The sequence below is a fragment of the Penaeicola halotolerans genome (genome assembly GCF_016464625.1).
Classification (GTDB): domain Bacteria; phylum Bacteroidota; class Bacteroidia; order Cytophagales; family Cyclobacteriaceae; genus Penaeicola; species Penaeicola halotolerans.
In genome coordinates this window covers 188,284-202,101 of the sequence record NZ_JAEAGO010000005.1, presented here as the reverse complement: position 1 = coordinate 202,101, position 13,818 = coordinate 188,284, and the positions used below count along the sequence as shown (strand labels likewise).

14 protein-coding genes and 1 tRNA gene are annotated in these 13,818 nt (G+C 41.4%); 6 read left to right on the top strand and 9 right to left on the bottom strand.

Going from position 1 to position 13,818, the window contains the following annotated elements:
• Positions 1 to 62: 62 nt before the first annotated feature.
• The 6 genes from I5349_RS13300 to I5349_RS13275 form a co-directional block, all read right to left on the bottom strand.
• Positions 63 to 1,394, bottom strand: a complete 1,332-nt coding sequence (locus I5349_RS13300; RefSeq protein ID WP_226391272.1) for a neutral/alkaline non-lysosomal ceramidase N-terminal domain-containing protein — start codon at positions 1,392 to 1,394, stop codon at positions 63 to 65.
• Between the two features lie 6 nt (positions 1,395 to 1,400).
• Positions 1,401 to 2,564: an AIR synthase related protein gene (locus I5349_RS13295; RefSeq protein ID WP_226391271.1), complete on the bottom strand. Its 1,164-nt coding sequence runs from the start codon at positions 2,562 to 2,564 to the stop codon at positions 1,401 to 1,403.
• A gap of 134 nt (positions 2,565 to 2,698) precedes the next feature.
• Positions 2,699 to 4,702: a CHU_0125 family OmpA-like outer membrane integrity protein gene (locus I5349_RS13290; RefSeq protein WP_226391270.1), complete on the bottom strand. Its 2,004-nt coding sequence runs from the start codon at positions 4,700 to 4,702 to the stop codon at positions 2,699 to 2,701.
• 39 nt (positions 4,703 to 4,741) lie between these two features.
• The gene (locus tag I5349_RS13285) at positions 4,742 to 5,236 is read right to left on the bottom strand and encodes a hypothetical protein (protein WP_226391269.1); all 495 of its coding nucleotides are present in this window, start codon (positions 5,234 to 5,236) and stop codon (positions 4,742 to 4,744) included.
• Between the two features lie 142 nt (positions 5,237 to 5,378).
• Entirely contained in the window at positions 5,379 to 6,173 is a 795-nt protein-coding gene (locus tag I5349_RS13280; protein ID WP_226391268.1) for a (Fe-S)-binding protein, read from the bottom strand.
• 21 nt (positions 6,174 to 6,194) lie between these two features.
• Positions 6,195 to 7,529, bottom strand: coding sequence for a 4Fe-4S dicluster domain-containing protein (locus I5349_RS13275; RefSeq protein WP_226391267.1), 1,335 nt, complete (start codon positions 7,527 to 7,529; stop codon positions 6,195 to 6,197).
• A gap of 111 nt (positions 7,530 to 7,640) precedes the next feature.
• On the opposite strand from I5349_RS13275, the gene I5349_RS13270 reads away from it, so the two are divergent.
• The 6 genes from I5349_RS13270 to I5349_RS13245 all read left to right on the top strand — a co-directional run bounded on the left by I5349_RS13270 (position 7,641) and on the right by I5349_RS13245 (position 11,166).
• Positions 7,641 to 7,713, top strand: a tRNA-Phe gene (locus I5349_RS13270).
• A 236-nt stretch (positions 7,714 to 7,949) separates the two neighbouring features.
• Positions 7,950 to 8,453, top strand: a complete 504-nt coding sequence (locus tag I5349_RS13265) for a GFO_1088 family ECF-type sigma factor (RefSeq protein WP_226391266.1) — start codon at positions 7,950 to 7,952, stop codon at positions 8,451 to 8,453.
• Entirely contained in the window at positions 8,446 to 8,898 is a 453-nt protein-coding gene (locus I5349_RS13260; protein ID WP_226391265.1) for a PG0215 family putative anti-sigma factor, read from the top strand. The genes I5349_RS13265 and I5349_RS13260 overlap by 8 nt, the downstream gene beginning before the upstream one ends.
• The gene (locus I5349_RS13255; RefSeq protein ID WP_226391264.1) at positions 8,895 to 9,392 is read left to right on the top strand and encodes a DUF4252 domain-containing protein; all 498 of its coding nucleotides are present in this window, start codon (positions 8,895 to 8,897) and stop codon (positions 9,390 to 9,392) included. The genes I5349_RS13260 and I5349_RS13255 overlap by 4 nt, the downstream gene beginning before the upstream one ends.
• A 34-nt stretch (positions 9,393 to 9,426) precedes the next feature.
• Entirely contained in the window at positions 9,427 to 9,927 is a 501-nt protein-coding gene (locus I5349_RS13250) for a DUF4252 domain-containing protein (RefSeq protein WP_226391263.1), read from the top strand.
• Positions 9,928 to 10,035: 108 nt separating this feature from the next.
• On the top strand, positions 10,036 to 11,166 hold the full coding sequence (locus I5349_RS13245) for a hypothetical protein (protein WP_226391262.1): 1,131 nt from the start codon (positions 10,036 to 10,038) through the stop codon (positions 11,164 to 11,166).
• Between the two features lie 39 nt (positions 11,167 to 11,205).
• Here I5349_RS13245 and I5349_RS13240 read toward each other — a convergent pair whose 3' ends face one another.
• The 3 genes from I5349_RS13240 to I5349_RS13230 form a co-directional block, all read right to left on the bottom strand.
• Positions 11,206 to 12,723, bottom strand: coding sequence for a pseudouridine synthase (locus tag I5349_RS13240; protein WP_226391261.1), 1,518 nt, complete (start codon positions 12,721 to 12,723; stop codon positions 11,206 to 11,208).
• 137 nt (positions 12,724 to 12,860) lie between these two features.
• Positions 12,861 to 13,421, bottom strand: a complete 561-nt coding sequence (gene scpB, locus I5349_RS13235; RefSeq protein ID WP_226391260.1) for an SMC-Scp complex subunit ScpB — start codon at positions 13,419 to 13,421, stop codon at positions 12,861 to 12,863.
• 1 nt (position 13,422) lies between these two features.
• The gene (locus tag I5349_RS13230; RefSeq protein ID WP_226391259.1) at positions 13,423 to 13,809 is read right to left on the bottom strand and encodes a TraR/DksA family transcriptional regulator; all 387 of its coding nucleotides are present in this window, start codon (positions 13,807 to 13,809) and stop codon (positions 13,423 to 13,425) included.
• Between the last annotated feature and the right edge of the window lie 9 nt (positions 13,810 to 13,818).

Here is a 13,818-nt window from a genome sequence, read left to right as displayed (position 1 = left end):
TAAGGTATGAATGAATCAGTTTTTATAAGTCTAAAAAGGGCTAAAATGTTACTCGCTATATCTTATTTCTTGATCAATGCTTCAAGCATTTCCTGAAAGTAAGCACCGTTGTATGGGCCAAACCAATTCATGTCTCTCACCTCTGCTTTGGTGAGCGAGTCATAATACTTGTCTGGGGTAATATAGCCGATATAGCCTCCATTAAAAGTAGTGATCACAAGTTGCTTATCAACCTGATCGGCTAGGCTATCTAGAGAGGCATAGAAGACACCCGAGAGTTCTCCCGAAGAGCCGATTAACTGTAGGCTACCGATCTGAAGGATGTCAAAATGAGCATTCGTTGCTCCAAACAGGTTGTCAAACAACCAAGGTCTCAGTCTCCAGTTTTCTGCAATGCGATAATGAGCTTCTCTCAAATCAATAGGGAGTCTTTGATAAGCCAAGCCTTTAGTTTCGATTTTTTGAAATGAGCTTGTGTCAGATAGGAGGGTATTTGCTAGATCTTCTGCATAAGTTAGGACATCACTGGCTTGATCGCCAGGAGGTAGCGGTTTATGACTACCGACAGTTCCTGCTGCATAGAATACTCGATCTGCTAGTCCTTCCTTTTCTAGTTTCCTACTCATCAAACCTGTATAGTCAGCGGATAAGCCCATGAATTTACTCGATAGACATGTCGCATGAGCAGTATAGGTCATGAAGACTAATTGCTCATTGCGCGTATTTTCAAACTTGATCTGTCTGATATAGGGATCTATAGGGTCTGTCGGGACTAGTCTATTAGCGACATACTGTGGGGCTGCAGTCTTTCGGAAAGATACATTGACAGTGTTTAAGTGCTCATATGCTTTTTGGATGCCCTGAATGCTTTGAGAGGTGATCAAGTTGACAATCGCTTCATCATAACCACCAAAGGCTATTTTACCCATCAAACCAGGCATATATCCTCCTAAACCACTGTGTGTATGACTCGCATTGAAGTAGACCCCATCAATCTCTGGAAACCTTTCATAAATGGCTTTTTCGACTGTTTCGGCTAAATAGGGATGCACGATCAACAGGTCATATCCTAGAATGACCACTTGCTCTCGGGCGCTAGATAGTAAAAGTGTTCGGATAAAGCTGCTATCTGCAACAAACTCATAGTCTCCTCTCGGGCTGTAGCCTACTAAGGGAGCAGGTTCATCAGGTGTCATATTGGTCAGAGACCAACCAGCTTGTAGAACACTATCTGCTGGATCTAGTGATAAGGACAGCGCATCTATGCGCGCCATGGTATTTTGATAATAGGCAGTTTCTTGATAGGGCTGTCTATCTACTCGTGTGATCAAGACCACCGCGAGTATCAAGAGTATCGCTAAAAAATAAGCGAGTATTTTACCTATTTTTTTCAAATTGATTTAGTAGATAAATGTACCATTCATCGTTTCCAAGGTAACTTTTTTCCCCTCAAACTGCTCTACTCGACCGATGATCTGAGCAGGGATACCAAAGCTCTCAGAGATGGCAATGACTTCTTGTGCATGCTCTGGAGATAAATAGATTTCAAGCCTATGACCCATGTTGAAGACTTTGTACATTTCCTTCCAGTCCGTTTGGCTCACTTCCTGTATAGTTCTGAAAAGTGGAGGAATTTCAAACATATTATCTTTGATGATGTGCAGGTCATCGATGAAGTGAAGTACTTTCGTCTGAGCACCACCGCTACAATGTACCATGCCGTGGATGTGTGCTCGCATTTGTTTGAAGACTTCTACCATCACAGGAGCATAAGTTCTGGTGGGAGAAAGTACCAACTTACCCATATCCACTGGGACATCTGCTAGCTGGTCTGTTAGTTGATATTTTCCACTATAGATCAACTCTCTAGGGACGGAAGGATCAAAGCTCTCAGGATATTTTTCAGCTAAGCTATGGTGAAAGACATCGTGTCTGGCAGAAGTTAGCCCATTACTTCCCATGCCACCATTGTAGCTATCTTCATACTTGGCTTGACCATAAGAGACTAAGCCTACAATCACATCACCAGGCTGGATGCGATCGTTAGAAATAACCTCATTTCGCTTCATCCGAGCAGTTACTGTACTATCCACGACTACTGTACGCACGAGATCACCTAGATCTGCAGTCTCTCCACCTGTGAGGGTAACATTCACTCCATGGTCTCTGAGCATTTGCAGCACTTCTTCTGTGCCATTGATGAGTGCTGAGATCACCTCTCCAGGGATCAAATTCTTATTACGCCCGATAGTTGAAGAAACTAAAATATTATCAATCGCACCTACACAGAGGAGATCATCTGTATTCATGATGATGGCATCCTGTGCGATGCCTTTCCATACTGATAGGTCACCTGTTTCTTTCCAATACATGTATGCAAGAGAAGATTTAGTACCTGCACCATCCGCATGCATGATATTGCAGTAGGTGTCATCTCCACCGAGGTAGTCAGGGACGATTTTACAAAAAGCCTGAGGAAAAAGTCCTTTATCTAAGTTGCTAATGGCTCGATGAACGTCTTCTTTGGAAGCGGAAACTCCGCGCTGCATGTATCTATCAGTCATGTAATGCTATGCTTGTGATCTAAGATGCAGTAAAGTTAAGGATTTGTGTTTGGGAAAGAGAGAAAAAATGAAATATGCTGTCATACTTAGGTTATGATGTTATTAAAAAAGGCCAGCATTCGCTGGCCTTTTTATCATTGTTCGGAAGTATTTTCTTCTACTTCTGTTTCCTCTTCAGGGTTTTCTTGGATTTCCGTGACTTTAAACTCTGTTCTTCTGTTTTCTTGATGCTGTTCTTCAGTACAGTTTACTCCATTGCCACAGTCATTGACTAATCGTGTTTCTCCATAGCCTCGGGCAGTCAATCTATCAGCAGAGATACCTTTGGAAATGATGTAGTCTACGGCTGACTGTGCTCTTCTTTGAGAAAGGGCTAAGTTGTAAGCGTCATTTCCTCTAGAGTCTGTATGCGAGCTAAGCTCAATGCGAATGTCAGGATTATCCACAAGCACTTGTACAAGTTTGTCAAGCTCTAGTGCTGCATCAGGTCTGATGTCTGACTTATCCAGATCATAGTAGATGTTTTCTAGGACGATCGCTTTTTCCAACACTATTTTATCCAAGACTAATTTGGTGTCAAAAGTGACAGTTGTGACTTCTTGTACAAGCGTATCTTTATTCACTGTCTTACCCACTGTGCTATAGCTTGACCGGGCAGTGAAGTAGTTAGATTTTTCACCAATTAGGATATAGTTTTTCTCTGTACTCACATCAAATCTAAATCTACCAGAAGAGGTGGTATTGACTTCTGCTAGGGTATTTTCACCATCGATGAGTCTTACTTTTGTATTCGGCAAAAGCTCCTCTGAGCCATCATCCAATATATCTACAGCTGTACCAGTTAGTATGTAGTTTACTTTTTTGAGGGATGGGCTATTATCTACAAATGCATAGATATCATCATCTCCTTTGCCACCTTCTCTATTGGAAGCAAAGTAGGCTTCAAATGGATACCTAGTGTAACTGATGCCGAAATCATCTGCAGGAGAGTTGATTCCTTTACCCATGTTAGAGATGGTCGTGACGCCATCCTTACGCTCTGCCACGAAGATATCAAGCTGACCAAATCCAGGATGGCCATCTGAAGCAAAGTAGAGCTTGTTGTCATCAGAGATGTAAGGGAACATTTCATTTCCAGGAGTATTGATGTCTCCGCCCATGTTGCGGACATTGCCCCAGCGACCTCTCTCATCCAGTGTAGCAGAGTATAAATCGAGTCCACCATAGCCCCCAGGTCTATTGGATGAAAAGTAAATTGTTGTCCCAGCGCGATTAAAGGATGGATTGCTATCCCAAGAGAGTGGGTCATTGATTGGGAGAAATTCTGGCTCTGACCAAACACCTCCTTGGTTTCTACTTTGATATAGATTGACTTCCTTAGTATCTTCAGGATCACCAGAGTTGCCTCTAGCGAATATCATGAAGTTGCCATCACTAGAGATAGCGATGCTGCCAACATTTACATTCTCCTTATTGATAAAATCAGGGAGTGCGACTATATTCTGACCATCTGGGAAGAGTCCGTTGGCCCTTGTTTTATAGAGTTGGGTAAAAGGCTCACCAATGGCTTGATAAATGCCAGTATTACCTCTAGAGGAGGTGAAATAAAGCTCTCCTTTGAAAAAAAATGGGGCATAATCTATAGTCTCAGTATTGAGTACGTCTAGATTTCTGATTTCGATATATTGACCGATATCTGGAAGGCTATCCATCGCTTCGATGTTGGCCACTTCTAATCTGGCTCTATTGGCTAAAGGATCTCCTTCTTCAGCGAAGTCTGCATAGTCTTTAAACTCCTTAGCGGCTTCCTCATACTCACCTTGGGCTTTGAGAGCTAGCGCATAGTAGTAACCTACAGCAGGATCTGCGTAGTTTTGCTCAAAGGCCGTGCGATAGTAGTCGGCACTTTTTGCAGCTCGATTAGTTAGTCTATAAGCTTCGCCTATTTTGAAGTTTGCTTCAGCATTGTAAGGATCTTTTTCAAGGATCGTTTCATAATATGCGATGGCCAACTGATAGTCACCATTGTCAAAAGCCTCTGGGCTTGGCTTAGTGGCTGCTTTTTTGCTCGAAGAGGCACATCCTAAGACGAAGCAAAGGGTGAGCAACAGCATGATGTTAGAAACGAATGGTCTCATAGGGGACTTGTTGATCTATCAATTTATCTAAAAATACACTTATATAACGTGTTTCGTCTCAAAATGTCTACTCAACCAGCTTTCTTTTGCTTTGATCAATCCTTTTTCAGCTAATTCAGCCTTCGTTTTCACCATAGGATTGAGTAGCAAAGTATCAGGTTGAACGTCTTGTACTTGGATGAGATGCTTAAATGATAGTAGGGGGTAGCGGTGAACTTGACCAGCTATATAGACACCAGCTTGTGATCGATCTAATAAGCTAAGGCCAAACTTGTTTTCTAGCTCCCTGATTTGTGCTACCGAGCTATCTATGGAACAGCCGCTTGGTAAATGGGCTTCATCTGCTGCCAATACAATGAGTTGGTCATGTAAGATGGTAAAAGAAGTCTGTAGGGGAGCGCCATGTGAGTTCCACTTTTCACAAAAGGCACGTAAGATATTTGTTATCTCTTCTTGATGCTCGCTTACAGGACGATCTGCTAGATATGTCCAGACGGTGGCTTGATCACTCAGTTGTTCGTAAGGAATATACATATTCAAAAGTAAGATTTTAAACCGAAAGATGCTTTGCTCGAAAGACTAATTATCTAACGGTTTCTAAGGGTCAAATGGTTTGCTGATATCAAAAAGTCTTCAAAAAAGAACGGGTAATCAATATGACTACCCGTTTTGATGATTATAAGCCTTCTGATTTGGCGATCAGTTCTGCTAGATCCATGACCTTGACATCATGTTCTCTATTTTTATTTTTGACCCCATCAGACATCATGGTCATACAGAAGGGGCATGCCACTGCGATGGTATCGGCACCTGTGGCTAGTGCTTCCTCAGCACGCTCTATGTTGATATCTTTCTTGCCATTTTCAGGTTCTTTGAACATCTGTGCACCTCCTGCACCACAGCAGAGACCCTTGGTTTTGCAGCGCTTCATCTCGACTAGCTCAGCATCGAGTGCTTGGAGTACTTCTCTTGGGGCTTCATAGATATTATTAGCTCTGCCTAGGTAGCAGCTATCATGATAAGTGATTTTCTTGCCTTTAAACTCTCCTCCACCTTTGAGCACTACCTTGCCTTCATTGATGAGCTGTTGTAAGAAGGTAGAATGGTGGATCACCTCATAGTTTCCACCCAAAGCTGGATATTCATTTTTGATGGTATTGAAGCAGTGTGGACAGGCAGTGACGATCTTTTTGATTTCGTAGCCATTGAGTACTTGGATATTGGATACGGCTTGCATTTGAAAAAGGAACTCATTGCCAGCTCTACGGGCAGGATCTCCAGTACAAGCTTCTTCTGTACCCAACACAGCGAAGCTCACACCTACCTTGTTGAGGATTTTGACAAATGCTTCAGTAACTGCCTTATAACGATCATCAAATGACCCAGCACAACCTACCCAAAAGAGTACTTCTGGTGATTGGCCGTTGGCGGCCATTTCGGCCATAGTAGGTACTTTATATGTATTTGACATGATGCTAAATTTTGAAAATGACTATTTGATTTCTTCTTGCTTGATTTTCTCTGCCCAGTTGAATCGATCAGAAGGGGCAAATTTCCAAGGGGAAAAACTCGTTTCCATGTTTTGGAACATAGAATTCCACTGTGCTGGAGCAGCAGACTCTTCCATAGAGACATAGCGTCTCATCTGTAGGATGATGGCAAGTGGATCTATATTGACTGGACAGGCTTCTACGCAAGCATTGCAGCTAGTACAAGCGTTGATCTCTTCTTTGGTGATATAATCTCCAAGTAGTGATTTGCCATCTTCTAAGCCTGGGCCACCACTGGCGATGCTTTTCGCTACTTCTTCTGCGCGATCTCTAGTATCCATCATAATTTTACGAGGAGAGAGTTTCTTACCTGTGATATTAGCAGGACATTCTGCGGTACATCTCCCACACTCGGTGCAGGAAAATGCATTCATGATGTTGATCCAGCTGAGGTCGTTGACATCTTTAGCCCCAAATCTACCGATCTCTGCAGGGGGATTGGCTGCAGCATCCGTTTGTATGCCCAGCATCATATTTACCTCATTCGTTACTTCAGGCATGTTTTGTATTTCTCCCTTAGGCTTAAGGTTTGAATACCAAGTGTTAGGGAAAGCCAAAAAGATGTGGAGGTGCTTAGAGTAAGTCACATAAACGGCAAAAGCTAAAATTCCGACTATGTGGAACCACCAAGCAAAACGTTCGATGAATACTAGTGTGCCATTTGACATGCCCTCAAAAAGTGGCATCAGCATGCTGCTAAAAAAGAGTGATCCTAATTGTATGTAGTGCTCATCTCCTCTGGCCGCTAGGATTTGATCTGTAGCATTCATGGTCAGGATAGCAAACATCAAGATGATTTCTATCACTAGGATTAAGTTAGCGTCAAGTGCTGGCCAGCCTTTCATCTCTGGCTTAGTAAATCGCTCTACTTTCATGACATTTCTTCTGATCAAGAAAGCCACACAAGAAAAGAGTACTGCAAAGGCTAAGAATTCGAAGATATTCATGGCTACTGTGTAGAAGTCACCGAGCAGCGGAGCAAATATTCTATGCGTGCCAAAGACACCATCTATGACAAACTCTAGCACTTCAAGATTGATCACCAAGAAGCCTACATATATCAAAAGGTGGAGAAATGCGGGAATGAGTCTTTTGAACATCTTCTGTTGTCCGAAAGCCACTAGCAGCATGGTCTTCCATCTTTCAGAAGGTTGATCATTTCTTTCTACGGACTTGCCGAGCATGATACTTCTTCTCAGGTGGCCTATCCTTTTGCTGAGTAGAAAGCCTGCCACTGCAAAAACCGCTAAAAAAGCTATTTGTGGTAATAAGCTCATAGTTAAATATTTAAGTTAAAGAGGGTATACTGTTCTGTATTTGTTGTCGAAAATTTAGTCAAAAGTTTTGGATGAAAGACATTATTCCCTACTTTTGTGCCACTCAATCGCGGTGATGTAGCTCAGTTGGTAGAGCATCGGACTGAAAATCCGTGAGTCGGTGGTTCGAATCCACTCATCACCACAAGCCTCGGGAAATACTCTCGGGGCTTTTTTTATTTTTAGTGATTGTGACCATTCTGCTCATTTGCTTTCTCTCTTTTTCCTTTGATGCAAAATAATAAACAGTCGGCATGCATACTATTTTTTAAAGCAATTTAAAACCGTTCTACATAGTCAGGATGGCGTTTTTGTGGCTGTTTCAAAAATTTATTTTTTTAACTGTAACTTTCTAGTACATCTGCTGTCTTCCACACGAATATGAGTCAATTTTTTGAAACGTCCATTTTGCCCTTGAGGAATAAGCTCTATCGCTTTGCTAGTCATTGGCTTCGAGACGGAGAGCAGGCCAAAGACTTGGTGCAAGATGCCCTACTCAAAGCCTGGAATAAGCGCGCGCAATTGGATCAAATAGATAATCATGATGCATGGATGATGCGCATGGTCAAAAATATGGCGATTGACTCTTTGAGAAAAGATCAAAAGCGTCCCCAAGTGTCTGTGGATGTTATAGAGCATTTGACTGCTGCTGAGGTTGACAGAGATGAGGACGTATTTCAAGCACAGTTACAGTTAGCCAAACAGATACTAGGTGATCTTCCAGACAAGCAGCGAGCCATCATGCAGCTCAGAGAAGTGGAAGGCTATAGTTATCAGCAAATCGCTGAAGTACTCGAGATTAGTCTAGAGCAAGTGAAAGTAAATGTCTTTAGGGCAAGACAAAAGATGAGAGAACAAGTGCAAAAAAAGTATAAAGATGTCTAAGGAGAGAATTGAAGAACTGATAGATAAATACTGGGCAGCCGAGAGTAGCTTAGAAGAAGAGCAGGAGCTGAGATTTTGGCTGGCACAAGACACTTCTTCTAATTACAGGGAGCTGAAAGATCTTTTGGGAGGGTTTGAAGCACTAGCTCAAGAGCAGATGCCAGCTACTTCACTACTCTTTGCAACTCGCCAAAAGCCTCAGCGAAGTCCTAAATACTGGATGAGTGTAGCAGCTTCATTTTTAATTTTGATCGCCTCAGGCGTAGGTGCATGGCAGTATCAGCGATACATGCAAGTCAAGCAGGCAGAAGCAGATCAAGCTTATAATGATATGATCAAAGTCCTCTCTATCATGGGAGAGAAGCTGAATAAAGGAAAAAAGGAAATGGCTGAACTGGCTAAGTTTAGTCAAACACAAAAAATACTAAACGAGAAAGAGCAATGAAAAAGCTATCAATTATACTACTATTCATCATGAGCAGTCTGGCGGTTCAGGCGCAGGATGATTTTATCTCCAAGCACTTCCCGACTTTGATGGAGAATGAGAAGTTTACCAAAGTGTACTTCAGCGCCAAGATGTTTAGCATGATGGCCAACTTCACCAGCGCACAGGAGGCGGAGGATTTTACAGCCATACTGCCTAGACTGACTGGTTTGCGACTGGTCTCTTCGGAAAATATCGATGGCAAACCATACTATGACAAAGCACTCTCAGTCCTCAAGCGTGAAAAGTATGAAGTGCTCATGGAAGTATCTGAGGAAGGAGCCATGACGAAGTTCATGATGAAAGAAGGTTCAGGTGGCAGGATATCGGAATTTGTGATGTTAAGTATCGATGCACAAAACATCACGCTGATCTCTCTCACGGGAAATATGACCATGAAAGACATCAATATGATTTCTGAGAGTAGTGTGATGGAGGGTTTGTACAAAAAGTAATTGAATGTATTTTTAAACTATAATAATGAAGCAAATGAAAAAATTAGGAGTATTAATGGGGATCATGCTTATGACATATGGTGCGATAGCGCAGTCAAAGAGCGTAGCGGGTTTATTTGAAAAATATAGATCTGATGAGAATGCCTTTCATTTAGAGCTAGGGGGATCATTTTTGAATATGCTCAATGGTATGAATGCCAATGTAGATGAAGACTTAGCTATCTTGGCCAAGACAGTAGAGAAGATTAGCTTTATCAAATTGCCAGAAGGAAGCTTCAATAAGGCAAACTTCGAGACGTTGCGTAAGGGCATCAAGCGAGAGTCTATGGAGCTCATGATGGAAGTGAATGATGAGGGGACTAACGTAGAAATCTTCACCAAAGGAACAGACAAAATCATCAAAGAAATGATCTTCCTTTTGAATGACGGTGAGAGCTACTCAGTCCTAAGTATCAGAGGAGAAATCGATGTAGACAAAGCTGGTAAATTGCAGTCAAACCTCAGCGGATTAAATCTCGGCAAAGGAAAGAAGTAAGATTAATTTGTCATTTTTTGTTAGGAGAAGGAAGCTATTTAGCTTCCTTTTTTTATATTTAAAATAAAAACTATTTAAAATATCCTCTTTCAATAAAACCACCACATGATGAAAAAACTCATTTTTGCATGTCTCATTTCAATGTTGGCATTTGCCTGTCAGAACTCAAGTGATGAAAAAAGTAATACTGATGGCGCATTTGACCCTCAGCTAGTACTTACAGATTCTGTACAAATAGACTATTTAGGTTCATTAAGAATCATGGATATACATCCAGAGTCGGGAAATATTTTACTTTATGATACTGAGAGAAGAAGTTTTGTTTTGGTCAATCAGTCAGGGGATATTTTGAAAGAGCGCACTTTTCAAAATGATGAAAGAGATAGCTTTGGTACTTATTTGTATGCTGCTAATTTTTATAAAAATGATATAATGGTTACTTCTTATCTAGGGCTGATACTTTATGACCAAGAGCTGAATCTTAAAGAAAAGAAGGTGTTTGACAGGTCTATTGTGGGCACGCAACTTGGTGGAGCTGGCTCCCCTTCAGTTTATGGTTCTTACTTTTTCAATACCAGTGTGGAGAGCGAAAGGAGGAGCGAAGTTTATAGTAAGGAGAACTTTTTGGTTGAAGAAAAAATCCTTCATTTGCTAGATTTAGATAAAATGGAAACTATAGCAAATACCACTATTCCTCAGAACACATACATGGCGCAGCTTAAGGGTAAATTTGAATACATGTCGCCTTCACATTTATTTGATGGAGATCAATTGTACGTTTTATTTCCTCATAGTCCTGAGATCTACACCTATGATTTATCTAGGGGGATGACACTGATAGACACAGTATCTTTTCCCCCTTTGGAAAAATACGTGCCAATACAAAAGCCAAAACCAGATAATTTTGGAACTTACTATGCTGATTTAGCAGCCTCTAAGTTTACAGGTTTGGCTAGAAGTAATGATCATTGGGTGGCGATCTACATAGGGGCTATACCACAAGCAGATGTTGATGGACTACCTCGAAACATCATCGATGATCGTTTTTGGGCATTATACTTAGAGTATAAGAAAACTTACGCAGCTATCATAAGTGATGCAGGTGCTGTCAAGGAAATCACCGCGCCATTTGAAGTTGTCAGGAACAAGCTTTACTTAAACACTAAACTTGAGGATGTTGATAAAGAAGAAGTCGAAAGCGACTTTGTGACTTTTTACTTCTATGAGGTAGCTGGATAAAAGAAAAATCCCATCTCGAGTTTTGAGATGAGATTTATTTTACTTGAAATATTTTAGTCTGATGACTTCTTTTTCAGTGAGGTATCTCCAGTGTCCTCTAGTGAGGTCTTTTTTGGTCAGTCCCGCAAACATAACTCTGTCCAGCGCGACTACATCGTAGCCGAAGTGCTCAAATATCCTACGGACGATTCTATTTCTACCAATATGGATTTCTATGCCTAGGATTTTTTTGTCTAGTGACAAAATCTCCAGTGCATCTACCCTAGCTTCTCCATCTTCTAGCGTGATGCCTTCTAGGATAGCCTCATAGTCTGCTTTTGTGATCGGCTTATCTAGCGTGACTTGATAGATTTTATTTGATTCGTTAGATGGATGCGCCAGCTTTTCAGCAAGCTCTCCATCATTGGTAAATAGGAGCAGTCCTGTTGTATTTCTATCTAATCTGCCTACTGGGTAGATACGCTCTTCACATGCATTAGCTACTAGCTGCATCACCGTTTTACGGTTTTGTGGATCATCCGTTGTAGTGATGAAGTCTTTTGGCTTATTGAGCAGCACATAGATAAACTTCTCTGGTTTGATGACCTTACCGTTGAACTTTATCATATCCGTTTTCAGCACTTTCATACCTAGTTCCGTGACTACTTTGCCATTGACAGTGATTTCCCCATTGAGGATTAGCTTATCCGCTTCTCTTCTAGAGCAAATGCCCGAATTGGAAATAAATCTATTCAATCTAAGCTCTTCACTTTCATCTACTGCTTTCGCTTTGGCGGGCTTTCTGATCTTGCTATAGTCAGGCATTTCTTGCTCTGGCTTAGCTGCTACGAAGCTTCTCCCTTTCTTTTTACCAAACCTATTATCCTCTTCATAAGGTTTATAGGCTGTTTTGGCAAATTTAGATGGACGCTCCTCTTTGGCATCAAATCTTCTTTTCTGTCCTGGAGCTGCTGCATTGTTTTCTTTCAGCTGCTTTTGCCAAGCTTTCTTGTCCTCTTTGTCTACTCCTGAGCGGGCAGAACTGTTGTCAAATCGCTTGTTATATGGCTTATCAGACCTAAATTCATCTCTATTATCGAAGTCTCTTTTTGGCCCTGATTTTCTGAAGGAATCATTAGCCTGATTGCCAAATCTTCCTTTATCCGAAAAGTCTCTTCCAGCAGGTTTGCCAAAAGGCTTTCTCTCTCCATCCCTGTTGTAAGGGGTAGATTGGCTTCTATTATCGTCAAATTTTTTGAATCTGTTTTCACCAGCACCTCTGCTTGGCTGAGAAGATGACTTACCAAATCTCTCTGATTTGTCAAAGCTCCTTTTGTTGTCTCTACTGAAACGAGGTGTATCTCCGCTATTGGTTTTTTCACCTCTTGGAGCGAATGAGTCTTTACTGTTTTTGTTTGAAAATTTCCCGTTGTTAAACGGTCGATTGCTTGAAGGTCTTTCTGGATTGTTGCTTGCGCTAGGTCTTCCGCTTGGGCTAAATCTCTTGTTGTTACTGTCTTTGCCCTTGTAGTTGCTTTCGCTTTCGGGCTTCTTTTTTCCGTATCTACTATTTTTCATAAGTATCCAGCATCACTGCTGTAATTAAGTGTATGTGCTTTCAACACGTGCTATGGTACACGCGTTCAAAAGGCCTGCAAAATTAATGAATAAAAATCGAAATCTAGTGCTTTGCTAAATAATTAAAAATGAGGGAATTACTCCTTTTCTTCACCTATCTGATTGATCTCTTCGGTAAAGTCCTTTGGAACAGGCAAATCTCTAAGACTATTGATGCCAAAGTACTCCATGAATTTAGGGCTAGTACCGTAAAGTAAAGGTCTTCCCACACTTTCGGCTTTCCCTTGGATGGTTAGCAGTTCCTTTTCCAGTAGCTTTTGGATAGAGTAGTCACAGCTGACTCCTCTGATCTGTTCCACTTCTGATTTGGTGATGGGCTGTTTGTAGGCGATGATAGAAAGCGTCTCAAGAGCTGCGGTTGACAATCTTTTTTTTGATTGCTGCTTGAGTAGGATGCTTATGGACGCTTGATAGGCGGGTTTGGTCAAAAACTGATAGCCACCACCGAGATGCTCTAGCGCGAAGGCAAATTCTTCACTTGCATATCTCTTTTGGAGTGCTTGGATAGCTTCTTCTATATCGCTAGAGGGCACTTCTGCTTCAAACATCTCACTCAAACAGCCCTGAATCTCTGTAATAGAGATCGGAGCTGTAGAGCAAAATATCAAGGCTTCAATATGGTTACTAAGAAAATTCAAACTATTGGTTTTTAGCAAGTTTCGCTTCTATAGAATGCATGGTGTGAGGTACTGCTCTTAGTCTCTCTTTTGGGATCAACTTACCAGTATCTACGCATACGCCATAAGTACCATTTTTAATTCTGATCAAGGCGTTTTCTAGGTTAGTGAGGAATTTCTGCTGTCTAGCGGCTAGTTGGCTGAGGTTCTCTTTTTCGCTGGTATCAGCACCATCTTCTAGCAGTTTGCTAGTACTTGCTGTGTTGTCTGTTCCAGTATCATTCTTTCTACTGAGTGATTCCTTGAGTTGTGATAGCTCGTCTTTAGCCACTTTGATTTTTTCGAGGATAAGCTGCTCAAACTCTTGCAACTCTTCTGCGGAATACCGGGTTCTTTCTTCTTGACTCATACAATTAAT

Bases quoted from the DNA above. Each gene is read 5' to 3' on its own strand.
- I5349_RS13250 (WP_226391263.1), top strand. From the start codon at position 9,427: ATGAAAAAATTAGGAGTATTAATGGGGATCATGCTTATGACATATGGT.
- I5349_RS13255 (WP_226391264.1), top strand. From the start codon at position 8,895: ATGAAAAAGCTATCAATTATACTACTATTCATCATGAGCAGTCTGGCG.
- I5349_RS13230 (WP_226391259.1), bottom strand. From the start codon at position 13,809: ATGAGTCAAGAAGAAAGAACCCGGTATTCCGCAGAAGAGTTGCAAGAG.
- I5349_RS13290 (WP_226391270.1), bottom strand. From the start codon at position 4,702: ATGAGACCATTCGTTTCTAACATCATGCTGTTGCTCACCCTTTGCTTC.
- I5349_RS13245 (WP_226391262.1), top strand. From the start codon at position 10,036: ATGAAAAAACTCATTTTTGCATGTCTCATTTCAATGTTGGCATTTGCC.
- I5349_RS13280 (WP_226391268.1), bottom strand. From the start codon at position 6,173: ATGTCAAATACATATAAAGTACCTACTATGGCCGAAATGGCCGCCAAC.
- I5349_RS13285 (WP_226391269.1), bottom strand. From the start codon at position 5,236: ATGTATATTCCTTACGAACAACTGAGTGATCAAGCCACCGTCTGGACA.
- I5349_RS13265 (WP_226391266.1), top strand. From the start codon at position 7,950: ATGAGTCAATTTTTTGAAACGTCCATTTTGCCCTTGAGGAATAAGCTC.
- I5349_RS13240 (WP_226391261.1), bottom strand. From the start codon at position 12,723: ATGAAAAATAGTAGATACGGAAAAAAGAAGCCCGAAAGCGAAAGCAAC.
- I5349_RS13295 (WP_226391271.1), bottom strand. From the start codon at position 2,564: ATGACTGATAGATACATGCAGCGCGGAGTTTCCGCTTCCAAAGAAGAC.
- I5349_RS13260 (WP_226391265.1), top strand. From the start codon at position 8,446: ATGTCTAAGGAGAGAATTGAAGAACTGATAGATAAATACTGGGCAGCC.
- I5349_RS13275 (WP_226391267.1), bottom strand. From the start codon at position 7,529: ATGAGCTTATTACCACAAATAGCTTTTTTAGCGGTTTTTGCAGTGGCA.